Raw genomic sequence first — 22,757 nt, forward strand, 5'->3', positions numbered from 1 at the left:
ATAATGCGATGGATATAAAATTAAGGCTTGAAGGGAATTGCAATCATGAAGAGGTGAGAATCTTGCCGTTTAACCCATTCACTTCAAGTCCAGAAGACTTGGAAGGGATTGGTTACAAGCGCATTACGGATGGCAAAATCAAGGAGGGGCTCAAATACCTTATTAAAGCCGCAAAAGGATATGAGGAAATCGGAAAGCTCATGGATGCGGCAAGACTTTATAAGTATATTGGAGTTTCCCTTCTGAACAAAACCAAAACCCCACAAAAAGCACGACCGTTTCTTCTCAAAAGCGCTTATATGTACCTGCACCTGATTGAAGAAGAAATTGAAAAAATAGAGATAAACCTCATAAAACTTGAGGATTTCTGCTTAAATGTGCTTGAAATCTTTACTCTCCTGAATGATGAGAAGAACCTGAAAAAATACACCAGGGAATTTGCGGTAATGTATGAGGACCTCGCCAATGCATACCTTGATACTGATGATATAGAATCTGCAATCGCAGCGTATGAAACATCATACAGATACTACAAGCTTATTGGAGATTTAGATGGGGTCCATATAGCTGCAGAGAGACTTATAGATCTGTATGGAAAGTTAGCCGAGCAGTACCTCGAAGATGGTTATTACAACGAAGCGGGGGACACATTTTTCAGGCTGGGATACTTTGTTAAGGATCTCTTTGATTACGATTCCCATTTTATAGAGATCCTTGATACTGCTGGAAAAAACTACGAGAGAGCAAGCAAGGAAGCATATGCTGAAGGAGATCTCGATCAAACCACAGAAAGGTTGCTTAAAGCAGAATACGCCTATCTCTTAGCAAGAAACTTCAATAGAGCAAAGCTGATAGGGCTGAATGTTAGCAGAATGCTGTATCAGCTTGTGAACAGTTACAGAAGCAAAGGAAAATTTGAAAAAGTTGGGGACAAATTGTTGCAACTTGCAGAAGCATTAATTGGTGTAGGAAAAATTGAAAACGGACTGGAGGTATATAAAACCGCCCTTGAAGAGTCCAAGGGCAAGATAAATTATAGAGTCAGAATTAGAACCGCACTGCTTCGGTATCTTGCAGCTAAGAAAAAGGATGTTGCAATACTTGAACGGATAGAGCAGATAGAATTCTACTCAAAACGTGCGGATTATATAAAAGCTTTAGAAATTGCAGAGAAGATAATTAGTGAATATCCCGAGCTAAAAGAAATTAAAAACAAATTGTACCATGCGGAGGGTATAGTCACTGGTTGATCCCCGCCCTTCTGTACCCCCTCCTTCTTGTGTCTCCCAAAAAGAAAACCTCCTCAACAAGTCCCTTCTGCTTTAAAATCCTCAATGCGTAGCGAACGGTTCTTTCCGAAAGAGACGTCAGACGAGCAATTTCCTTAGAAGAGAGCGGTTTCTCACTTAAGCTCTCAAAAACTCGTATTGCTGAGGTAGGTAAAGCAAACTACATCCCCCCTCATTGTCACCACCACTAAAAAGTTTAGAGGAGGGGTTATAAAGTTTCCGATTAAGGCAAAGGTTCACTCCCTTGGCTTAAGTGCAACCCTCGGGAGGGGAATGTGGTATGGAATCTTCATGTCTTTTGCAGCGATCATTAAAAAGGGGCTGATCTCATTTGTTATGAAGTTGACAACTTCAGCAAATACCTCCGGTCTAACTTTTTTCTCCTTCTCCCAAAGATCAAGGATCCCATCAATCTGCTCTTTCTGAGGAGGCAAGTAGAACACCATTCCCTCAACCACAGCACTTGCGACCTCAGGACGATAATTTATTCTGTATTCAAAAAGAATCTCAATTCCGTTTACCTTTCCCGTAGGCATTCTCAGCTCCCCAAGTCTGACTTCTTTAATCTGCGGGGAAAGGTTAACTTCAACCCTGCCGATTACTCCTCCTTTTTTCTCAATCTGTATTTTGGTAATGTTTATTCCCAACACTGGCATCTTTTTCACCACTCCAACTTCAACTGATGCTTATAAAACCTTATTGGTTCCCCCAGCTAAAAGTTAAAAGTCCACATGAATAGTTTAAATCATGCCGAGAGAAAAAGTTGTTCGTGTGTGGGATGAGCGAGAGATAGTGTATTCTCCGAAAAGATGGCGCTATTTGTGGGAAAAGCGAGAAAAAGCATTACAGATCATGGAGCGCTTAGCTCAGTTTGACCCCCACGTTTATGGAAGCGTTGCAAGGGGAGATGTTAGAAAAGATAGCGATATAGATATTGTTATTCCTTACAAAGTGCCAAGCTATCTAATTGAGCTTGCTCTTGAAGGAATACCAATTCAAGCAAGAAGAATTGTTATGGCAACCCCATGGCATCTCATAAAGGGACATATTGAAATTGATGAAGAAACAACTGTAACATTCTTTTTGACGAATCCCACAGATAAAGAGCTTGAATTCTACAAATGGGGTGGAATGGTCGATATCTGGGGAGTAAAAACCAAGCAAAGGGTTCCGGGAGTTAATAAAAAGCTGATTCTGATTATTCCGACAGAAAAGGGACATATTGAGAGGGAAGTTGTTGGAAGGGAAAGTGAAGTTGCAAAGATTATCGGTGTAAGTGTTGAGCTTGTCAAAGAAAGAGTGCATATCCTGACAAGAAGAGACGCAATTGGAAGAACCGGAATTTACCTCAACGAAGAAGTTCCAGACTGGATGAGCTTTGAAGAAGCTTTGAAGATGATAGCTGATAGGGATCCCAACATTAGGAGGAAGGTCAGAGAGAGCGGAGGAATTTAAAGCAAAACAACAGCCCTAACGGGACTTCCGGAACCGTTTTTGATTTTAAGCGGGAATGCTATGAAAGTAAAGTTTTTCCCAACCAGCTTTTCAAGGTTTGTCAAGTTTTCAAAAATTGGAATCTCAGCAGAGAGGAGCACTCTGTGGACTTCCTCGTTGCCAATGCTCATTCCATCAGTCCCAACAGCCTTAACCCCAGCATTGACCAAAAACTCAGCAAGTTCTACACTTAGCTCTCTCCCTCCCGAATAAAACAGCACAATTTTTCCTTCTAAGTCTGTTTTGGGAACTTCTTTAATAGTTACTTCACCCTGACCATCAGAGACATCAACGACGATAGCTCTTCCAAAGAACTTCTCCAAAGGAAGCCCATCTACAGCTTTTCCACCTTTTATGAAGTGTGCTGGAGCGTCAACATGAGTTCCGCTGTGCTCTCCAAAGCAGAGAAGATTCATGTAGTATCCGTCCTTTTCAAGGCTTGTCCACTCTTTAATTTTGATCTCTGGATCACCTGGATAAACTTCAAGCTCTTCGCTCAAAGTTTTTGTTAGATCAACAATCATTGCCCCCACCAATTGATTTTTAACACCTGAGCCTTAAAAGTAAACAGGTGGTAACATGGACTGCACGAAGGATTATTGCGTTAAGGATATTAACTTGGCTCCAGAAGGAGAGAAGAAAATTGATTGGGTTTCTCGCTTTATGCCTGTCCTCCAGAGCATAAGAAAGGATTTCGAGAAAGAAAAACCGTTTAAAGGTATCAGGATCGCTGCCTGCCTGCATTTGGAAATGAAGACTGCTTTTCTCCTTCTCACGCTGAAAGCTGGAGGGGCAGAGGTCTCAGCAACTGCAAGCAATCCTCTAAGTACCCAAGATGATGTTGTTGCGGCTTTAGCAAGAGCAGGAGTGAAAGTGTACGCATGGAAAGGGGAGAACACGGAGGCGTATTACGAGAACATGCACAAAGCCCTTGACATAAAGCCCAACATTCTCATAGATGACGGAGCGGACATGATCAGCGTTGTTCACAGAGAGAGGCAAGAACTCATTGACGATATTTGGGGAGCCAGCGAGGAAACGACAACTGGAGTTATCCGCTTAAGGGCGATGGAAAAAGATGGAGTGCTTAAATTCCCAATCATAGCTGTCAATGATTCATATACAAAGTATTTATTCGACAATCGCTATGGGACTGGTCAGTCCACATGGGACGGCATAATAAGAACTACCAACCTTCTTGTGGCGGGCAAAAACGTCGTTGTCGTCGGTTATGGCTGGTGCGGAAGGGGAATAGCAATAAGAGCAAGAGGATTAGGTGCTACAGTTATAGTGGTTGAAGTTGATCCAATTAGGGCATTGGAAGCAAGGATGGATGGCTTTTTAGTCATGCCGATGAGAGAGGCAGCTAAGATTGGAGATATATTCATAACGGCAACCGGTGACATAAACTGCATCCGCAAGGAGCATTTTGAAGTTATGAAGGACGGAGTAATCTTAGCCAACGCCGGGCATTTTGATGTTGAGATTTCAAAGCCGGATTTAGAGTCCTTAGCTGTTGAGATCAGCAAACCAAGGCCCAACATAACTGAATATAAGCTCAAAGATGGGAGAAGACTGTATTTGCTTGCAGAAGGGAGGCTTGTTAATTTAGCGGCAGCAGATGGACATCCAGCTGAGATAATGGACATGAGCTTTGCCCTGCAAGCTATGGCGGCTAAATATATCAGGGATAATCATGAGAAGCTTGAGAACAAGGTCTACGTTCTGCCGAGAGAAATTGATGAGATGGTGGCGAGGATTAAGCTCAAAGCCATGGGAATTGAGATTGAACAGCTCACGGAGGAGCAGATGAAATACTTGGAAAGCTGGGAGCATGGAACGTGATTTCCAATATTATTTTTTCTTTTCCCCATTAGGAACTCGCAAACCCGGTCAGCTGACTTCAATTCTCTCAACGAGTTTTCTCCGGATTTCGTAAATTCTGTTCCTGAAGTGTTCTGAATGTTCTTTAAGCCTGGCTATTTCAGAAAGCTCAAGACCTTCTTTGTATTCTCTCGCAGCCCTCTCCAAATTCCCCTCTTTGGCGCTTTCTTCTGCATTTTGCACCTTTCTATTGAGAAAGTCCAAGAGCTGATTTCTGAGGTTCACCGTTGCCAATCTGAGCGCGATATCAACGAAAAGCTGGGAGCGTAGCCGCTGATTTTTAATGGTTTTTGCCTCTTCTATTGCCTTTTCAAACAACACTTGATATCCATCTCTTCTCCTGTTGAAGAGCTCCAAGCCGATTATAGAAAATGCCCTCCCCCGATAATAGCCATCCCGTATATGTCCAACGACTTGCAATGCCCTTTCAAATTCACCTTTCTCCGCCAACGCTATGCTCATTTCGCTTAAAGCTAAATCTTTATGGATTTGATCTTTAAGGCTTTCAACGATTTTTAACGCCTCCTCATAGTGACCAGCTTTTATGAGTGCACTAACGCTCAACGCTCGAAGCTTAAGTTTCTTTTTTCTGTCATCAATTAGCACTATGAGATTTAGAGCCTTGGTCAGATTTCCAGCGCTTATAAGCCTCAAGATAACTGATTCAAGAACCTGGATCTGAGCTTCTTTTACCCTTAACTTCTCTATAAGATTTAAACTTTCATCAACTCTTCCAGCTTCTGCAAGCTTTGAAATTATTTCTCCAAACGTCATCTCTCTCATGACGAAGTTCTCTATCTCTGAAGCACTTTTTAATGCCTGAGAGAATACCGACAGATATAGTTGAATGCCAGCTTCTGCGAGGGCTTTCCCTATCTCGCTAAATGCTATTGCCCTATAATAGGGATCTGAAATTTTCTTTGCGACTTTAATTGCCCCTTCAATGTCTTCACTCTTAAGCAAATCCTTTAGAAAGTACATTACCGCTGCAACTTTGTCTTCCTTGAGTTCTATTTTGAAGATCAAAGTCAATATCTCCTCAACGAGCTTAAGGGCAAGTGTTTCATCAAATGTGACAACCTCCACAGCTATATCGGATAATGCCATCGCCTTTTCTTTAGGATTGGCAAGCTTCTTTGCTTCATTTATCGCCATTTGAAGGAGTCCCTTGTAGAGACCAACATCTGCATCTTTAACCGCAGTAGCTAAGCTCAGGAGCGATTGAATTCTCGTTAAATCATCCTTAATTGCCTCAACAGTGTCGAATCCTAAAGATAACAACTGTTGATCTCCGTGAGAAATCCTTAGAAGAGTGCTTATTATTTTCATTTTCTCACTGTTGTTATCAATGAATGGTAGCAACTCCAAGATTTCATTAATTTTCTCTTCCATCCCAACTCACGAATTTATCTATCCCTCCGGAGTTTATAACGTTCTCGGCTTGAGCCTATCAATATTAAACTTGTCTGCCTAAGTAACATTTTTATTCCTCTTTCCCCAACTTTTTATCTGGTGTTTTCGATGATATACCGGGCTAAATTTGGAACTCCTGAAAGAGGATGGGTTGTTCTTGTTCACGGTCTTGGGGAGCACAGCGGCAGATATGAGAAGCTGATAAACATGCTTGTAGATGAGGGATTTGCCGTCTATACCTTCGACTGGCCCGGACATGGGAAAAGCGGAGGGAAGAGAGGACACGCAACAGTTGGACAGGCTATGAGAACAATTGACGAGATTATCGAGGAAATCGGGGAGAAGCCATTTCTCTTTGGACACAGCTTAGGTGGATTAACGGTCATCAGATATGCACAAACACGACCAGATAGGATTAGAGGAGTCATAGCTTCTTCACCAGCCTTAGCAAAAAGCCCCAAGACCCCGAGCTTTATGATACTCTTAGCAAAGGTACTGGGGAGCATTGTTCCCACTCTAACTTTAAGCAACGGAATTGATCCAAATCTATTGTCTCGAAACAAAGAGGCTGTTAGGAAATATATTGAAGATGAACTCGTGCATGACAAAATTTCAGCAGCTTTGGGAAAGAGTATTTTTGAAAATATGGAAAAAGCACATAAAGAGGCTGGGAAGATCAAAGCCCCCATACTAATCCTAATAGGCACAGAAGACGTCATAACACCACCAGAAGGGGCGAGAAAGCTGTTTGAAAAGTTGACAGTTGAAGATAAAACGCTCAAAGAGTTCAAAGGGGCATATCATGAGATTTTCGAAGATCCGGAATGGGGAGATGAGTTCCATAAGACGATAATTGAATGGCTGAGAATCCACTCTTAAGAAAAGGAAATATATTTATAATTCCAATTCACTCTGTGAGGGAGTTGGAATGAAAACAATTTTCATCAAGCCTAAAGGTGGGCGGATTATCTCAGCAATTCTCGTAGTGTTCTTTATACTCTTTTTACTCCCAGTAGTTTTCGTTTACACCCATACTTCAGGAGGCAAAATTTTCTTGTTAGCATTTATGGGATTTGCAACCTTGCTCTTTGTTGTAGGGTTTTATTTCCAGCATACCATTCTAAAACAAGCAAAAAAAGCAGAACGCCTATTCTCCATAGTGAGCATCTCAGAAATCGGTATTTCATTCCCAGAAGAACTTGAATTTGAGTATGGGATTTTAAACATGAAAGCATGGTGGAGCAGCAGCGGGAAGAGTAGAAGCTACCATGTATCAAGAGAGTTTACTCCAGCTGGGAGTGCAAGGGCTTCAAATATTCCCTTCATAAATGCCGAATTCAGGATGGCAATATTGTCCGATGGTTCAGGATTTGTAAGCGCTCCGGCTGTAAGAATACTTAGCGAGCCTTACAGGGATGTCGTCTTCTTGTTTTTAACTGAGAAAGGAAACGTGGATGCAAATGGAACCTTGGTTTTATCAACAGACAATGACTCTGCCCAAGTTATAGTTAAGGGTGTTGAGGAGAACATAACCGGTAGGGTGTACTCCACACTCAACAAGGCAAGGAAGGTTAAAATTACAATTTCCGCTCCAGAGAGTGCCTATGAAATCCCAATTGCAGAGGGAGACAACTTTGAGTTCTCTTACAGGATGCTTCCAGAAGAGAACATAATTATCGCTGGAGGGTATGAAAGCATTGATCCAAGAGTAATCAAAAGGAAGTTAGGTAAACAGTATGTGGCTATGGGTCACGGGGAGTTCATTTTGAAGGGCACACTGGATTTGCCGTTCAGGAGAGATGTTTCTGAAAGCATGAGCTTTACCGTTACACTGGAAGAGAAAGATGAATGGGGATTTTAATGCTCATTGACACCTTTCCAACATTTCTTAAGCACTGGGATGGCACTGAAGAAAGCTGGTTGAGGTACATTCAAGAGTACCCAGAACTTTTTGAGAAGATTAAGCGGGACTATGAGCGCTATAAAATGGACTGGAGGGAATATCTAGAGCTCCTCACCAAGAGAAATACCGACGAACTTAAGCTTGCGTATGAGAATCTGCTGAAAGTTCTCCCACAGGTAGAGAGGAAAATTAAGATACTCTTTGACGTCAAAGACTACAACATTGTAATCTACGTTGGTCTTGAGAACGGTGCTGGATGGGTAACCGAGTTCATGGGGAAACCCTCAATTCTTTTTGGTCTTGAAGCTATTGCAGAGCTTAAATGGTATGACAAGCTTGAAGGGTTAATTGCTCATGAGTTTGGACACTTGGTTCACTGGCTTTTACGAGGGGAAGACATAGAAAAGCTTGAAGATGAGCAGATGATGTGGCTCTACACAGAAGGATTCGCCCAGAGGATTGAAGATTTAATTACTGGCAGACCTTGGCACTTTGAGGAAGAAGGATGGTTTGAATGGTGCGAAGAAAATGAAAAGCTTCTCAAGAAAGAGTTTTTAAGAAGGATAAAGAAGAAAGAGCCACTGAATCCATTCTTTGGCTCATGGTATCAGCTCTTTGGAAAGCAGTTTTTGGGCTACTATCTTGGCTACAGATTCATTTTAAATCTTGAGGAAAAGTTTTCACTTGGAGAAATAGCAAAACTTGAAAAGGGGAAAATTAAAGAAGAAATCCTAAAGTTTTTGGAAGATTAGATGTTCTCCCTCAGGTCAATTATATGCTCAAGCTCTGGACCGGTCTTTATCAAGCCAACTGGAACTCCAACTTTGTCTTCAATCTCCTCTATGAACTCCTTAGCCCTCATGGGCAGCTTATCATAATCTGTTACGCCAAAGGCTTCTTTATCATATTTGTCAAGCATCGTTATTGCAAGCATCGTAGCGCCGTTAATCTTTGCAGAGTATCTTGCAAATTCGAAGTCAAACCAGCCAACTCTCCTCCTTCTTCCAGTCACTGTGCCATATTCAACCAACCCCATTTTCTCTGCCTCTTCCATTGGCATTTCTGTTGGAAACGGCCCAGCTCCCACCCTCGTTGGAAAGCTCTTAAAAACAACTATGACATCATCAACCCTCGTCGGTCCAATTCCAACGTCGCTTGCTATTGCTGATGCTGAAGTGTCTTTTGAGGTTACATAAGGATATGTGCCAAAATACAAGCTCAGTCCAAAGCCCTGTGTGCCTTCAACCAGAACAAGCTTTCCTTCATCCAAGGCATCATTAACTTCCCGTGCAACATCAGTAAGGTAGGGCTCAAGCTCTTTGATGTCTTTAGCTTGTCTTGCCTTCCTCAAAGCTCTGTCAGCATTTGCCGGACCACAGCCACTTCCTGTTGTGCCTATCTTTCCATGCAAATAACCGTTTTTCCTATCCATCTCCTTGTGGTGTGGCTCAATTATTGCACACCTGTAATCTATACCTACCCTCTTGGCAACATCAAACTCTTTGAGATGCTCAAGCTCATGGAAGAAAACCTCTGGGTCAACCAAAACTCCAGCTCCAACCAAAAGCCTTGCTTCCCTGTTCATAAAACCCGTGGGCAGCTGTCTAACTGCGTATTTTTTCCCGTGTATAAAAACGCTGTGTCCTGCGTTTGTTCCCACGCCTCCGCGTGCAATGACTTCTGGTTTGTCATGCAGAGCGAGATAGGCAATTACAGAACCTTTTCCCTCATCTCCCCATTGTCCACCAACAACAATAACACTTGGCATGGCTCTTACCCATAGATAAGTCAATAACACCCTTAAAACAGTTTCGGAAAAAGGAAAAATTAACAAGAAAATGTTAAAGTTCATTCAACCACAATTTTAACGCCATCTATTTGGTACTCTTTGTTTTCGTTTATCATCCACTCATGGGGATCAAGAATTACAGCTAATGGCTTTCCTTCACACTCAATGGTTATTCTGGCTTCTCCTTTTATCCAAAGTACCCTTACAATGTTTTCTCTATCTGTCTCTACTTTTACCTCCAGGGGCATTGTGAAGTTGTTTCTATCAATGAGTTCAAAGCTCAAAAGATACTTTCCGTTATTCTGAACAATGGTGAAGTTTTTAACCTCATAATCGGGCACCTTTGCTGAATAAAACCATTCCTCGAAAAACCAATCCAAATCTTGATTACTTACATTCTCGAAAATTTCTTGAATTCTCTTCAGCCCACAGCTTGTATAATGACATTCCCTTACGATTTGCCTAAGACCTTCAAAGAACGTTTCATTGCCGAGAACAAACTGCAGAGAGCGGAACACAAAGCCCCCTTTGCGATAAACTATTGGATACATCTTCTGTAGGCTCAAAGAGCTTTTGTAAGCTTTAGCCAGCGAAACATTCCGCTCCATCATGCTGAGATTTTCAGATATATCTAAAAAATTGGATGGCACATCTTCGGAATGGGTAAGGACATAAGCCATGGCAGAAAATGTGGCCAGGGACTCGGAAATTTTTCCCAAATCAGCGTATGACCCGAACCATGAATGGGAAATCTCGTGGGATAACAGCCACACATCAAAACCTCTGCCAGAAACTATAATGACGCCCTTGCCAATATTTAAGCCAGCATGAGGCTTAGCAAGCCTCGAGACCACTATATCAAGATGATCATAAGGGTAAATCCCGTACCATTGAGAAAATGTTCTTACTATGCTTTCGACCTGTAAAAGTGTCACATTACCCTTTTCGCTTTCATTTACTGGCATATAAATCGTGATATTTACACTTTTTTCATGAAGGCGGACGGTTCTTGTAAACCTATTGAACTTCCCAATAAAAATGAGGGGAAAATTCGAATTTCTCTGTTCAAAATGTAGAATTCTTTGTTTGCCAGAAAGTTTTGAATCCACAAGCTCCCATGGAGCGTATGAAGAGGAATCCACAACAAAAGCCCACCACTCCTTTGGCAACTTTATGAGAAGTGTATTGCCTCTCTTTGTCCCCCTAATTGCCACAGAAGGGAAATACATTGGTGCCAAAAGAACTTCTTCCTTGTTTTTTGTGCTTTGATTAATCAACAGTCCAAGAGATCCCAATCCGGATGGTAGGATATCTCTCCAGTTAAGTTCATACTCAAGCGTTATTTCCACTTTGTCCTTCTGAGGCTCAAATGTCAGGTAAATAATGTCTTTTCCTTGGGAAATTGAGGCATTCACCAGCTCCGCATTTTCCAGCCTTAGGTTTCTGATTTTTATGAGAGGGTAGAGATATGAGATTGCCACTTTTGCAGTACTTGCATTTCCTACAGTCTTTAATATTAGAGTTTCATTTGTCCTTATTGTGCCATTTTCAAGGAAAAGCATTTCAACAGCGGAGCTGTATTCAAAAGCCGCAGAGTTCTCCAGATAAGAGGTTAGGGAGATGTTAGAAGAAGATAAAGTTGAAACATCAATTACCAGTTCTTTGGTCCTTTTACTGCTCTTATACCCTACAAAAAATGAAGCAACTAAAATCAGAAGGATAAGCAGAGAGACAATCCGTTTCATGAATCATCCCTCTTGGAAATAGAATCCCTCCTCGAAAAAAGTTCTCCCTTTAATCAGGTAGCTACTGTTGTAGTTAAAATATCGGAGCATTTTTCTTGTGCAGTACCTATCAACGCCAGCAATTACAATTATGAACTTCTCGTTGTTCCATGAATTTCTTAAGGTTTGAACAACTCCTAAGGGATATTCTTCGGGAGCTATATCATCAGACTTAGCCACTTTAATGCTACCGTTTGAAAAGATGAACGAAATTGGATTTTCAACAGCCATGAAGTTTCTTACAAGCTTCCACCTGCTATCAAAAGAAAATCTCACCACAAGTTCTTTGGTTAGGTTCTTAGTTAATTCATTTGCTACCGGTCCTCCAATTATTATTAGATTACTTTCCAAATCTTCATTTGTGAGTTCTTTATCTCTCTTGACTTCAACCGATATCCCCGCACTTCTCAACCAATCAGCAAGCATTAGTGCAGACTCTTTATCATATTCATTTCCGCTTTCATCTGGATTTTGCGTTCCATAAACTATGATAACTCTTTTCTCTGTGTAAATTCTATTTGCTGCCCAAAACCCATTTACAGGCATTTTTGAATTAAAGTATCTGCTTAGGTTGTCTTTCGTTACCAGCTTTCCCACAACCTCCGGTATCTGACTGAATGAAATGTTCTCTTGAAATGCTTTAGCCAAATCCCCAACAAGAACATAGCCGATAGTTGCATCTTTTAGAATGAGGTACTCTGCGATGGTATCGTTGTAGTGTTCCCCAAGATAATAATGGGTAAAAGCCTCAACCAAGTTTTCATTTAGATATGCCCCACTTGTGGAAAAATCCCGATTATATGCTTCAAGTGGAAGCTCTTCCAAAACTTTTTGGTAGATGAAGCGGTACTCTGATGACATGCCAAGCCTATCAGAATCCAGAAAAGCGTGGGCAAACTCGTGGATAAAGAAGGCCCTGAACATGTAGTCTTTGATTGCTTGAACGTTTGGCAAGCCAGTATATTTCAGATTTTCAAGATAGCTCCTCGGTATGGATCCAATCATGTAAGCTTTGGTTAGTACGTGGCGTGAGTGAAGGTGAATGAAGAGAGAATATGAAAGTTCAACTCGATATTCGGCATATTTCTTTCCAGAACGATGCTCAAGCTCCTCAATAAAGTCCAGCTCTTTAAAAATATCCTTAATTGGAGTAAGCGCTTTCTCATATTCCCCCCTGTGAGTATTGTAGAATTTCATGAAGTTACTCTCTTTGGCAAAATCTGAAAGCTCAGCATAAAAATCTGACAAGTTCTCTTGATCTCCAAGATAATCTCTAACTGCCAAGCTACTTGCCCAGTTCCAGATGTTTTCATCTTTGACATAGTTGGGTAGCTCCTTAGGGAACATTTGCCTCATTGATTTCACTGCCACATAATCTCTGTAAGGAGCAAAATACGTCAGAACATCATGCACATAGCTCTGAGGGGCAATAATAAAGTAATCACTCCCATTAAAAGCTAAAATATAAACCACAGCAAACAGTTCAAGGTTAGGGTTGATTTCTACCACAACCTGAGGCTGCTCTTCAGCTTTGATAAAAGATGTCTGTGACATGAGCAAGAGAAAGCACAAAATTAATGAAGCCCTCTTCACATTTACCACCATATCAAGTTTAGAAAGTTAAAAATAAAAGTTTTATTGCAAAGGGTAAAGGATAAAACTCGAAAATACGAATGGTCTTAGGTGTTTAAAATGATAAAAAACAAGCTCATTGTGGTAACTGGTGGAGCCGGCTTCATAGGCTCACATATCGCTGAAGAGCTTAGTAGAGATAATGACGTTATTGTTATTGACAACCTCTATTCGGGAAAAGTTGAGAATGTGCCAGAAAACGTAAAATTCATCCAAGCCGATATTAGGGACTATGAAAGCATAGCCGATATGATAAGCCAAGCGGATTACGTCTTTCATGAGGCAGCACTTGTGAGTGTTGTCGAAAGCGTGGAGAAGCCGATTTTAACCGAAGAAATCAATGTTCTGGGAACGCTGAACATCCTAAGAGCCTTAAGCGAAGGACATGGCAAGCTTATCTTTGCATCCTCTGCCGCTGTATACGGCGACAATCAAAATCTGCCTCTGAAGGAGGAGGAGAAGCCCAAGCCCCTGTCACCTTATGGAGTAACAAAAGTCTCTGGAGAGTACTACTGCAGAGTCTTTTACGAGCTCTATGGAGTTCCAGCAGTGACTTTGAGGTATTTCAACGTCTTTGGTGAAAGACAAGGGTACAACCAGTATGCTGGAGTTATAAGCATCTTCATCAACCGTGCTTTGAAAAATGAGCCACTGATAATTTTTGGAGACGGAAAACAGACGAGGGACTTCATTTATGTTAAAGATGTAGTTAAAGCGAACATTTTAGTTGCAGAAAAGGAGAGAGCAAACGGAGAAGTGTTTAATGTTGCCCGCGGTGAGAGAACGACAATCCTTGAGCTGGCTATGAAAATCATCGATGCGACAAATTCATCAAGCTCAATAATCTTTGATAAACCAAGACCTGGCGATATAAAACACAGTCAAGCCGATATAAGTAAAATCAAGAAGCTTGGGTTCAAACCGGAGTACTCTCTTGAGGAAGGGCTTTTGAGGACGATTGAGTGGTACAGGGGGCAAAAAGCATGAAAGTCTTGAGCATAACCCTAAGCTCCAAACTGTCGTCCTTTCTGAGGAGAAAGCTTGTTAAAGCCGTTGAAGAGTTCTCAAACAAAATTGAGGCTGAAGAAAATTTAATTATTCTGCCAAAGAAAGAAAAAGCCGAATTTGGAACATTCCTATGCTCAAGCAGCATAATAGCGGGGAAGCATATAGGGAGAACGTACTATGAAGGACTCATATTCTCCACCTCACGGAGATTTGAAAAGGAAGCAGAGATTACAGCAAAGGAACTGCTCCTTGAACCAAAAGAATACAGAGTAGAGGTTGACGTAAACGGAGCTGGAACCCTAAAATTGCCTGGCTTCAGATTGGAAAATGGCATTTTAATCCTCTATATACTGCCCAAATACATTTTTGAATTCTCACAAGAGAATCTAACACTGGCAACTCAAGAAGATTATGTCCAGATAACATTTTCTCCATTAGAATATGGATTTAGAGGGGAAGTTTCTCTGAGCCTGAATAAGGCGAAAGAGGTTAGAGTTCTTCTCAAGGGAAACAAAGCCGAGGAATTTCTGTTCTGGGATAATGAAAGCGGCTCGTTTACTTACAACTTTATAGATGAACCGCTGGTAATTATCTCACATGAGAAGCTCATAACACCAAAAGAATTTGCCAGAAGTCTTGGAAAAGTCTCAATAATTAGCGGACACGGAGAATTTGGGATTGTAGGAGAAATGGTGCTGCCTCTAAAGAAAGAGGTAATGGAAAGCATAAATCTGACGGTTACTTTTTAGGAACCTTAAACCCCATTGCCTGTTCTTGCTGTATCTTTTGAGCTTTCTGTGCCAAATCTTGGAGTTTTTGCTCAATTTGCTGTAATGCCTCTTGAGTTCTCTTTATAGCGTCTTCATATTCCTTGATTCTTATGTCAAAATAGGTAACGGCGTCATCCAAGCTCTTTTCAACTGCATATCCAGCTCCAATGCTGACAATTGCATGCTCCTTGTCAACTATCATGCCCCTGAGAAATGATCCGGCACCAACTGGAACAAGTATCTCTGGCGTCTCGTCTTCAACCTTTTTAAGCTCTTCAAGGGTTTCCTTTACTGCTCTAAATTCATTCATTCCGAGAGTTAAGAGTTCTAAATTTTGGGCTAAAAGCTGAGCCTGAGCCTGTAAGAGCTGATATTCATAAGCTAACCTTTCAAGTTGTTCCTGATTCTGTGCCATTTTCACCACCAAAGAAAAATTGGAGAGTTGCCTTTTAAGGGTTTGCATAATGCGAAATTTAAAAAGAAATAAAGGATCAAAGAAGACTACGAACCTGCAGATGCCAAGAATTCTTTTAAGATTGTCTCAGCCACTTTAAGATACAGATACGCTTTCCTTAAGTGGATAAATGCTCTCACGTCTGAAGTTATCACAGGACTTCCCTTCTGCCATGCAAGTTGCCATTCCTCCTCTGCTAAATTCTTGAGGTTTATAACCTTAGACAAGGTCTCATTGCCTATTCCAAGTTGGATAGCCTGCTCATAACTTTCGTTGAATACTTTGAGAAGCCTAATGTACCTTAGATAATAGAAGTATGTAAAGCCCAAGAATTGGCTTTCTTCCGTTCTTTGCGGTATTTCCACAGTGAAATAAACTGTCTCCGTCGAATTAACGTTCCCAGCCACATCATAAGCATAAATTCTTACCCAGTGGTGTCCTTCCCCCATATTTACGGTGGTGTTTACATAGTACGTGCCGTCGAATATTAGCGTAACATTGTACTCACCATCAACTTCAGCAATTACCCTGGCTATTTGAGAATTATCTGTGACGTTGACTTTTATTGATGTGATGCCCTCTGGATAGGTGGTATTTTGCGGGTAAACAATTTCCACTTGTGGAGGGACTTTATCCCCAGAGAGCGCAAGAGGCAGGTAGTCTATGTTAAGGCTATTGATGATAAACGGCTCATCACAAATCCCATCGCCATCTGCATCTGTACACGTCTCGCTGAATCCGGTTCTATCGGGCGTAAACCATGCATTCCCACCTATATATGAACCACCGATTATGTTTGTTCCGGAGGTTTTCGTTGTGTTCCACATGTTTGAGTATGATTCGTCAAAATACACATTAACGGTGTTATTGAAAAAGTTGTTGTAAATTAAATTGTTTGAAGCTCCAATGCGTATTCCTCCGTGATAGGCACTATTAGCCAAGTTGTTGCTGTATATGTAGTTACCAGCTACGATGTTTCCGCTGGTTCTTAAAATAATCCCTGAGTATTTGCTGAAGGCGATTGTGTTGTTCGTTATCATGTTACTTCCACTTTGTATATCAATCCCAGACGCCCCGGAATTGGTTATGACATTGTTGATGAGAGTATTAAAGCCAGAATCATATAACTGGATTCCATAATCCCCAGAGTTTGTTATAACATTCTTAATTAGAGTGTTTTCTTGACTGTTCCTGGATAATCTAACTCCTGTGTAAGACTGTATTTCGTTTCCAAATATGGTATTATAGCTCGAATCTTTAAGGTATATTGCAAGAATGGAACCGTGGACTGTATTGTTGGCTATTGTATTGTTGTTTGAATAGGAATACAGATACACACCCCACGTATTATCTAAAATTGTGTTATTAAATATACTATTTTTGGATGACGCACTCAGTAAAATGCCCCAGTCACTGTCTAAAACAATATTATTGACTACTGTATTATTGAGAGAGTTTGCTATACTAATTCCAGTACCATCGTTTGATCTTACTGTGTTTCCAATTAGGGTGTTACCATGGGACATAAATAAACCAATGCCACTTGTTGCTCCATAGTTGTTTGAGGCAGTGTTATTAAGGAGAGTGTTGTAATTAGAGCAGTACAGCCAAAAACCCGATACCATGTTATAATTACCAGTGTTGTTGACGAGTGTGCTATAATTGGAATATGCCAGCACAATGCCATTGTAAGTGTTGGAGTTTGCAGTGACGTTTATTATGTTTCCATTTTGGACATATTCATAGTAGATGCCATAGTGCCAGCCAGTAACTATAACATTCTTCACAGTGACATTCACTGCTGACTGAACGTAAATCCCATACTCAACTCCTTCTTCAGCTCCATCAATCGTGTGCCCTGCTCCATCCAGCACAACATTGCTTGCATTAATTTTTATTGCATAATTCACCCCATAAGCCATTGGATCAAAGTCGATGACGCTGACATTAAGAATGTAATAGCCAGGAGCTGTTATTTCGTAGGGGAGGGTGTTTATATACGTTGTATCCGCTTTTGTTATCCCAGCAATCCCTACAAACACTAAAATTCCCATTAGCAAAAGCAATTTTCTCATCCCAAACACCTTCTGTCATTATATTCCAAGATACCTCCAAGAACAGCGCATTGATAAAATACTAAAGGGGGTAATCAAACATACTCAGCTTTGCTGTTCTTGGGGTACGAATTCATGGATCCTGATTTGATGAAGTATGTTTCATCAATTATGTAGAGGGTAGGTAAGTTGAAGTATTTAACTATTTTTCAGAATTTTGTAGAAACGCTATAGAAAGAATTTGAAAATAACCAAAAAATGATATCATAAGCTAAAAGGTAATAAAAAGAACATATTACAAAAGTCAAGCAAGCTCTAGGCTAAGTCTCCTAACTACGGGATCTTCAGCTTCCTCAGGGTTAATCTCTTCAATCTTCTCGATCCATATCTTTGTTCTCTTTACCCTGTGCTTGCTTCCAATTTCTGAATAGACAAGCTCAACAACGTCCTCCGGTTTCACTGCCCTGTACTCCTTTGTAAATTTCTGCTTCTTCCCTTCTCTTTCAAAAATGCCCTTGACGCGATAAACCTTAACCTCCATCTTACCTCACCCCCAAAAAGCCCAGTGCTTCTTCAATCTTAACAATCTCAGGACCAGTTGTGAGATGTCCGACAACAACTCCAAAGGAATTGGCTAACATGCATGAACCAACAAACGGAACACCCTGATTTGCAGTGCCAAGGTAGATGTCAACTTTAAATAGGTCTCTCAGCCATTCAAGTTCTTCTTCAGTTGTCTCGGGATGAACCAAGCCTCCTTTGTTTGTAACGACACCGACACTTCCAACGGCATGGAATTCAGCTATAATACCTCGCTCCACTTCCACTCCTAAGATGTCTTCAAGTTGCTTCGCTTCCTCCCTTGTGAACTTCGCACTCACAAGGGCAGCTTTGTCGTTGGCTAAAATTAAGTTACCTAAGGCGGTCAGCTTGCTCAGGAATGGTTCAATTCTAATATCAATGCCATATTCCCTTAGGGCGGCATTTATTCTCTCAAGCTCGGTGTCCCAGATGTAATAGGGGACAACAATTGCATTTGAGTTTCCAGCAGCAAAGATACCAACTATCCTGGATTTCATAATGCTCGTTTCGATAATTGGGACTTTTAAAACTTCTCTCAGAACATTGAGCTTCTTTTCTTGAAGGCCCTCTCTAACCAAGAGAACTTTATCCGTAGCAACACCAAACACGCCCAGATAGGGAGAATTTTCAAAATCAAGTCTTTCTATGTGCATTTTTCACCACTCACGAAATAAAAATTGAGAGATCAGCTCTCCGTTGCCTGTGCTTCGGGTTCCTTTTCTTCTTCCTTCTTTTCCTCAGTCTTCTTTTCTTCTTTTTCTGCTTCCTTTACTGCCCTCTTTGCCTCTGGTGGAAGCTCAACATAGGCGACCCTGACCTTACCTTTTCCTTCAACCTCTTCCTCGACCACCTTAACTTTAACCCTGAGCTTGCTTGGAGGCTTCTCAATGCCTCTCTCCCAAATCTTTTCGTTGACTTCTGGAGCTATGATGACCTCTTCAGCTTTTGCATGTCTTGCAATGAACTCCCTAACGAACTTAGCTGCTCTTGGTGCTCTCTTCCACCTTGGAACGATCTTTTTGATCTTCCTTATTGGGACAGTGAAAATAACCTCATCTCCGACCTTAATCGCCATTTTTCATCACTCCTTAAGCTTTGTCCTTCTCCAGTATCTTCTCTTGGGGTGAGTTATAACTCTTCTATTTGTCTTCACGATAACCCACACAGGAACTCTCCTATTCTGCTTAGCAGCCTTTGCCAAGCGGAGCTTCTTTGCAAGAGGCTTGTACCTTGCCATTCTTATCCCTCCTAAAGTTATCGTAATAATTCCTAACCAAGCTTCAAGATTAAGCTTATTTAAATCTTCCCCTTAGGTTCCACATTCAGAGCTAACATTTCAGTTCCCTTTTATAAATCTTGCTTCTTCCATCCCAGAACTCTCGACTGATAGTGCCTCTTTGGGAATATTGTCAGCGGGTCTATTCCCTTAAGCCTTAAGAGATGTCTCAGCTCCACCTCATAATCGCTCTTTTCCAGCTTTTCACTCTCTTTAATTTCAACGATAAAGAGTTTTTCTGTAAGCTCTCTTATTGTTTTGTAGCCCAACCCAAGCAAAGGGCGTATATACTGAACGTTAAATCTATCTTCAAGGCTCCTTGTCCTTCTCAAATCTAAAAAAGGAACCCTATCATCTCTCCTTGTGCCGTCGCTTATTCTCTCAACCCCTTTATGACTTGCAATATCTTCAAGAGCCCTTTCATGGATAAACTGAATTGCATTGCTTGGATGTCCATCCCTAATGCACATCTCAACAGCTCTTTCTAAAATTTCCCTATCCAAAACCACGACCTCATGATTAAAGCCCAACCTATCGGCAGTTTCCTTTGCGTATTTCCAATTATCGAGAAGATCAAAGCTTATCGTGACTAACTTTACTTCATACCCCAATTTTTGCAGAATCCAAGCCGCTAAAGATGAATCCTTGCCCCCACTGTAGAGGTGATAGACTTCCATCTTCCTCACGGCAACCTTTAAAAGCCAAACCCTTATAAACTCTTTTGCCTCTTTGCGAGAGGTTGAGATTTGAGGTGAGAGATATGGAAAAACGCCTACCTGGAAAGGTGAGAAGGGCTATAAGGGCCAAATATTACGATATTCAACCTAAAGCGTGGATTGGAAAGAAAGGGTTAGGGGAGAGTGTGATTAACGAAATCAACACCCAGCTCAAGAAAGACGGTATTCTCAAGGTGGAAATAAGGAAGGGAGCGCTTATTGCAACGGGAATGGACAGAAAACAGATAGCTGAGAAGGTTGCCGAGCTAACTGACAGCGAGCTGATTGAAGTTAGAGGCAAAAGATTTATATTATTCCGTCCGAGAGAGGGATGGGAAAAGTATTTAAGGAAGCTTAAGCTTAAGGAACTCTCAAAGGAGAAGCGGGAGGAGAAGCCCGTTAAAAAGGTCAGGCTCGATATCGCTCAATTCAGAAAGAAGTTCAAGAAAGGGAGGGATTAAAGATGGCGACAGTTTATGATGTTCCCGGTGATTTGCTCGTTGAGAGGGTTGCTCAAAAGTTAAAGGAGATACCTGAGATTAAACCACCAGAGTGGGCTCCATTCGTCAAAACAGGAAGACACAAGGAAAGACTTCCAGAGCAAGAGGACTGGTGGTATTATAGAGTTGCTTCAGTCTTTAGAAAGATATACATCGACGGCCCTGTCGGTATTGAGAGGCTTAGGACTTGGTATGGTGGAAGAAAGAACAGAGGACACGCTCCAGAGAAGTTTTACAAGGGAAGCGGAAGCATAATCAGAAAGGCTCTCCAGCAGTTAGAAGCAGCAGGATTCATTGAGAAGGTTCCAGGTAAGGGAAGAATCGTCACACCTAAGGGAAGAAGCTTCCTTGACAAAGCAGCAACCGAACTTAAAAAGGAGCTTGAGGAAGTTATTCCAGAGCTTAAGAAGTACTGAACTTTTTGAATCTTTTTATGTCCATGAATTTTTCACCGCAAAATCCTCACTCCTTTTTCTTCCAAAACCTCCAGAGTGTTACAAAAATTACAATTGTGGCAATTCCTGTAAGAAATGTGATGCCTTTTGTTGTTCCATCTGAAACCCCGGTTTCCTCTTCTAAACATTTTCCATCCATCTCGCGATACAACTCTAGCATTCTGTTCACACTTACCGGCTTCATCCATGGAGGCAGAATGAATGCTTCATAGTATGTTATAAACAGGAAAGTACTATTTCCAACAACGACACTTTCAGTTTTCTTAGCTACAGTAAAGTTCACTGGGATTTTCTCCTTATCTGTTATGAGAAAAGCCGTTTTGTTTGGAATGTTAACTATAAGCGTTCCTGTTACGTTGTTCCATTTGCCCATGAGCACGCTTGAGGGAATTAGATTTTTACCCAATTCTTTCTTGTCAGTCGTGTTAATTATTACAAAGCCCCTTTCAGTAATCTCATAAGCAAGGTATCCTTTTTTCCCTTTCCAAGTCTGATTCTGCCATATTTCCCAAGGAAACACTATCACCGGGTGTCCATTCTTCTGATAAAGTTCCAGCGAAACATACCCTTTACGCCATGGATAATCCGTATTGTGCCCAAAATACATCCTCATTGGCGTTTTTACAGTGTAGTTTTTCCAGCTTAGCGTCCCATTGCCAAGGACAACATAATATCCCAGATAGCTGGCAAGGGGCAAATAATCAATCTCAAGAGGCACTGTGCAGTTTCCTTTGACTTCATAAGCCAGAGGAAGCCCGTAGAGATCATAGACAACAACCCATTCCTTCTCATCCTCATTCCAGAAGCCTATAAGTGAATACAGGGGCTCAACGCTTTCAGCAAGCTTCTTTATCTCATCTGTAACGTCCTTCCTTCTATCATTTTCTATAAGGATGTAGCGAGTCGGACCGTATACAGGAGGAAATTTTGGAAGATAATACATTAAGCCCCTCTGAATTTCAATTTTAAATGGTCCGTTCGGCGGCTCATATGGGTGAAGCTTTAGTGTTTCGTTGGTCATGACGAAATTTGTCCCATCGTAAAGATAGTAAACGGTTGTGTTTGGAAATATCATATCAACCTTTGCCCACAACTTTCCGTTATCATCCAATCCAAGATGGACCCAAGCATAGGGAGTATTACCAGCGTTCTCTGGAGCTATGGTATTTCTAGCGTTCCAGGCAAGACTCCACGTTTTCTCAACTTTGAGTGTTCTTGGGTTCAACTGAAAAACCGAATCGCTCGCATAATGAGGTCCGCTGCCTGTTTCAGCCACAAAGAAAACACTGCCACTGTAGAATACAAAATCTCTTGGCTTCCAAGAATACCACCCTACAACAGGCTTCATCCTAATCTGAATACTGCCGTTATAAATTCCCATGTATATGGAATCGTGGTAATTGGAATAGACTAAAACCACATCCCCAACAGTAGTAACTCCTAAGTTTGAAATGAACTCCCGAATGTCCGAAGGATCCCTTATTCCAGCTTCCAAGTGCCACGTTAAATCTATAAAATCACTACCATTGTAAGCAAAGAGTCCTTCATTTGCAACGAGGACCTGATGGCAGTCTTCACACCATGCCGTTGAATGCGCACTCACTGGTGACAGCAATAACATGGAAAGCAAAATCACTATCATACATTCCTCTACTACTTTTCTATTTTCCATAATTACCTCTTTAAACTTCTTCATTTTTTACCCCAACCTATAGTGTGCACCAACAGTTTAAATCTTTTGCAATCTCTGCAAT

24 protein-coding genes and 1 pseudogene are annotated in these 22,757 nt (G+C 41.3%); 10 read left to right on the plus strand and 15 right to left on the minus strand.

Translation table 11 applies throughout. The annotated features are described in order from the left end of the window. Nucleotides 1–53: 53 nt before the first annotated feature. Nucleotides 54–1,250 (plus strand): hypothetical protein, encoded by a 1,197-nt coding sequence (locus VFC49_RS03500; RefSeq protein ID WP_324736621.1) that lies wholly within the window; start codon nucleotides 54–56, stop codon nucleotides 1,248–1,250. Here the strand turns inward: VFC49_RS03500 and VFC49_RS03505 are convergent. Next, nucleotides 1,240–1,428, minus strand: a complete 189-nt coding sequence (locus VFC49_RS03505; protein ID WP_081452204.1) for a helix-turn-helix domain-containing protein — start codon at nucleotides 1,426–1,428, stop codon at nucleotides 1,240–1,242. The genes VFC49_RS03500 and VFC49_RS03505 overlap by 11 nt on opposite strands. Before the next feature lie 97 nt (nucleotides 1,429–1,525). Then, entirely contained in the window at nucleotides 1,526–1,945 is a 420-nt protein-coding gene (locus VFC49_RS03510; RefSeq protein WP_013467346.1) for a hypothetical protein, read from the minus strand. A gap of 91 nt (nucleotides 1,946–2,036) precedes the next feature. Between VFC49_RS03510 and VFC49_RS03515 the strand changes: the two genes are divergently transcribed. Then, on the plus strand, nucleotides 2,037–2,744 hold the full coding sequence (locus VFC49_RS03515) for a nucleotidyltransferase domain-containing protein (protein WP_324736191.1): 708 nt from the start codon (nucleotides 2,037–2,039) through the stop codon (nucleotides 2,742–2,744). Here VFC49_RS03515 and VFC49_RS03520 read toward each other — a convergent pair. Next, nucleotides 2,741–3,307, minus strand: coding sequence for a cyclase family protein (locus VFC49_RS03520; protein ID WP_324736192.1), 567 nt, complete (start codon nucleotides 3,305–3,307; stop codon nucleotides 2,741–2,743). The genes VFC49_RS03515 and VFC49_RS03520 overlap by 4 nt on opposite strands. Before the next feature lie 55 nt (nucleotides 3,308–3,362). On the opposite strand from VFC49_RS03520, the gene VFC49_RS03525 reads away from it, so the two are divergent. Next, nucleotides 3,363–4,628, plus strand: a complete 1,266-nt coding sequence (locus VFC49_RS03525) for an adenosylhomocysteinase (RefSeq protein ID WP_324736193.1) — start codon at nucleotides 3,363–3,365, stop codon at nucleotides 4,626–4,628. Between the two features lie 48 nt (nucleotides 4,629–4,676). Here VFC49_RS03525 and VFC49_RS03530 read toward each other — a convergent pair whose 3' ends face one another. Next, nucleotides 4,677–6,059, minus strand: a complete 1,383-nt coding sequence (locus VFC49_RS03530) for a hypothetical protein (protein ID WP_324736194.1) — start codon at nucleotides 6,057–6,059, stop codon at nucleotides 4,677–4,679. Nucleotides 6,060–6,188: 129 nt separating this feature from the next. Between VFC49_RS03530 and VFC49_RS03535 the strand changes: the two genes are divergently transcribed. The 3 genes from VFC49_RS03535 to VFC49_RS03545 are packed head-to-tail and all read left to right on the plus strand — an operon-like array spanning nucleotide 6,189 to nucleotide 8,735. Further along, a complete protein-coding gene (locus VFC49_RS03535; protein ID WP_324736195.1) occupies nucleotides 6,189–6,959 on the plus strand; it encodes a lysophospholipase in 771 nt (256 codons plus the stop codon). 49 nt (nucleotides 6,960–7,008) lie between these two features. Next, nucleotides 7,009–7,941 carry a hypothetical protein gene (locus VFC49_RS03540; protein WP_324736196.1) on the plus strand — a complete coding sequence of 311 codons (933 nt, stop codon included), beginning with the start codon at nucleotides 7,009–7,011 and terminating at the stop codon, nucleotides 7,939–7,941. Continuing rightward, nucleotides 7,941–8,735 carry a DUF5700 domain-containing putative Zn-dependent protease gene (locus VFC49_RS03545; RefSeq protein WP_324736197.1) on the plus strand — a complete coding sequence of 265 codons (795 nt, stop codon included), beginning with the start codon at nucleotides 7,941–7,943 and terminating at the stop codon, nucleotides 8,733–8,735. Before VFC49_RS03540 ends, VFC49_RS03545 begins: the two co-directional genes overlap by 1 nt. On the opposite strand, the gene VFC49_RS03550 is transcribed toward VFC49_RS03545, so the two are convergent. From VFC49_RS03550 to VFC49_RS03560, 3 genes are all read right to left on the minus strand, one after another. Then, the gene (locus VFC49_RS03550) at nucleotides 8,732–9,751 is read right to left on the minus strand and encodes an adenylosuccinate synthetase (RefSeq protein WP_324736198.1); all 1,020 of its coding nucleotides are present in this window, start codon (nucleotides 9,749–9,751) and stop codon (nucleotides 8,732–8,734) included. The two genes, VFC49_RS03545 and VFC49_RS03550, sit on opposite strands and share 4 nt — an antisense overlap. A gap of 80 nt (nucleotides 9,752–9,831) precedes the next feature. After that, complete coding sequence (locus VFC49_RS03555) at nucleotides 9,832–11,517, minus strand: M1 family aminopeptidase (RefSeq protein ID WP_324736199.1); 1,686 nt, start codon at nucleotides 11,515–11,517, stop codon at nucleotides 9,832–9,834. A gap of 3 nt (nucleotides 11,518–11,520) precedes the next feature. Then, nucleotides 11,521–13,149: a DUF4932 domain-containing protein gene (locus VFC49_RS03560; protein WP_324736200.1), complete on the minus strand. Its 1,629-nt coding sequence runs from the start codon at nucleotides 13,147–13,149 to the stop codon at nucleotides 11,521–11,523. Nucleotides 13,150–13,248: 99 nt separating this feature from the next. Here VFC49_RS03560 and VFC49_RS03565 point away from each other — a divergent pair, with 99 nt between their 5' ends. Together VFC49_RS03565 and VFC49_RS03570 are read left to right on the plus strand one after the other, a co-directional pair. Continuing rightward, nucleotides 13,249–14,175 carry an SDR family oxidoreductase gene (locus VFC49_RS03565; protein WP_324736201.1) on the plus strand — a complete coding sequence of 309 codons (927 nt, stop codon included), beginning with the start codon at nucleotides 13,249–13,251 and terminating at the stop codon, nucleotides 14,173–14,175. Further along, on the plus strand, nucleotides 14,172–14,945 hold the full coding sequence (locus tag VFC49_RS03570) for a hypothetical protein (protein ID WP_324736202.1): 774 nt from the start codon (nucleotides 14,172–14,174) through the stop codon (nucleotides 14,943–14,945). The genes VFC49_RS03565 and VFC49_RS03570 overlap by 4 nt, the downstream gene beginning before the upstream one ends. On the opposite strand, the gene pfdA is transcribed toward VFC49_RS03570, so the two are convergent. The 7 genes and pseudogenes from pfdA to VFC49_RS03605 form a co-directional block, all read right to left on the minus strand. Further along, nucleotides 14,935–15,381 carry a prefoldin subunit alpha gene (pfdA, locus tag VFC49_RS03575; RefSeq protein ID WP_324736622.1) on the minus strand — a complete coding sequence of 149 codons (447 nt, stop codon included), beginning with the start codon at nucleotides 15,379–15,381 and terminating at the stop codon, nucleotides 14,935–14,937. The two genes, VFC49_RS03570 and pfdA, sit on opposite strands and share 11 nt — an antisense overlap. 86 nt (nucleotides 15,382–15,467) lie before the next feature. Further along, nucleotides 15,468–17,486, minus strand: coding sequence for a NosD domain-containing protein (locus VFC49_RS03580; protein WP_324736203.1), 2,019 nt, complete (start codon nucleotides 17,484–17,486; stop codon nucleotides 15,468–15,470). A 292-nt stretch (nucleotides 17,487–17,778) separates the two neighbouring features. Next, nucleotides 17,779–18,015: a 50S ribosomal protein L18Ae gene (gene rpl18a / locus VFC49_RS03585; RefSeq protein WP_324736204.1), complete on the minus strand. Its 237-nt coding sequence runs from the start codon at nucleotides 18,013–18,015 to the stop codon at nucleotides 17,779–17,781. Nucleotide 18,016: 1 nt separating this feature from the next. Beyond that, nucleotides 18,017–18,709, minus strand: coding sequence for a translation initiation factor IF-6 (locus VFC49_RS03590; RefSeq protein ID WP_324736205.1), 693 nt, complete (start codon nucleotides 18,707–18,709; stop codon nucleotides 18,017–18,019). 152 nt (nucleotides 18,710–18,861) lie between these two features. Beyond that, nucleotides 18,862–19,131: pseudogene (locus tag VFC49_RS03595) on the minus strand (50S ribosomal protein L31e); the annotation flags it as partial. A 6-nt stretch (nucleotides 19,132–19,137) separates the two neighbouring features. Next, complete coding sequence (locus VFC49_RS03600; RefSeq protein WP_013467366.1) at nucleotides 19,138–19,293, minus strand: 50S ribosomal protein L39e; 156 nt, start codon at nucleotides 19,291–19,293, stop codon at nucleotides 19,138–19,140. Nucleotides 19,294–19,403: 110 nt separating this feature from the next. Continuing rightward, the gene (locus VFC49_RS03605) at nucleotides 19,404–20,009 is read right to left on the minus strand and encodes a DUF7411 family protein (protein WP_324736623.1); all 606 of its coding nucleotides are present in this window, start codon (nucleotides 20,007–20,009) and stop codon (nucleotides 19,404–19,406) included. Between the two features lie 83 nt (nucleotides 20,010–20,092). On the opposite strand from VFC49_RS03605, the gene VFC49_RS03610 reads away from it, so the two are divergent. Together VFC49_RS03610 and VFC49_RS03615 are read left to right on the plus strand one after the other, a co-directional pair. Next, nucleotides 20,093–20,509 (plus strand): YhbY family RNA-binding protein, encoded by a 417-nt coding sequence (locus VFC49_RS03610; protein WP_324736206.1) that lies wholly within the window; start codon nucleotides 20,093–20,095, stop codon nucleotides 20,507–20,509. 2 nt (nucleotides 20,510–20,511) lie between these two features. After that, the gene (locus VFC49_RS03615; protein WP_013467369.1) at nucleotides 20,512–20,964 is read left to right on the plus strand and encodes a 30S ribosomal protein S19e; all 453 of its coding nucleotides are present in this window, start codon (nucleotides 20,512–20,514) and stop codon (nucleotides 20,962–20,964) included. Nucleotides 20,965–21,010: 46 nt separating this feature from the next. Here VFC49_RS03615 and VFC49_RS03620 read toward each other — a convergent pair whose 3' ends face one another. After that, nucleotides 21,011–22,699 (minus strand): hypothetical protein, encoded by a 1,689-nt coding sequence (locus VFC49_RS03620; RefSeq protein WP_324736207.1) that lies wholly within the window; start codon nucleotides 22,697–22,699, stop codon nucleotides 21,011–21,013. Nucleotides 22,700–22,757 lie beyond the last annotated feature (58 nt).

The organism is Thermococcus sp. SY098 (genome assembly GCF_035621495.1).
In the GTDB taxonomy this organism is placed as follows: domain Archaea; phylum Methanobacteriota_B; class Thermococci; order Thermococcales; family Thermococcaceae; genus Thermococcus_B.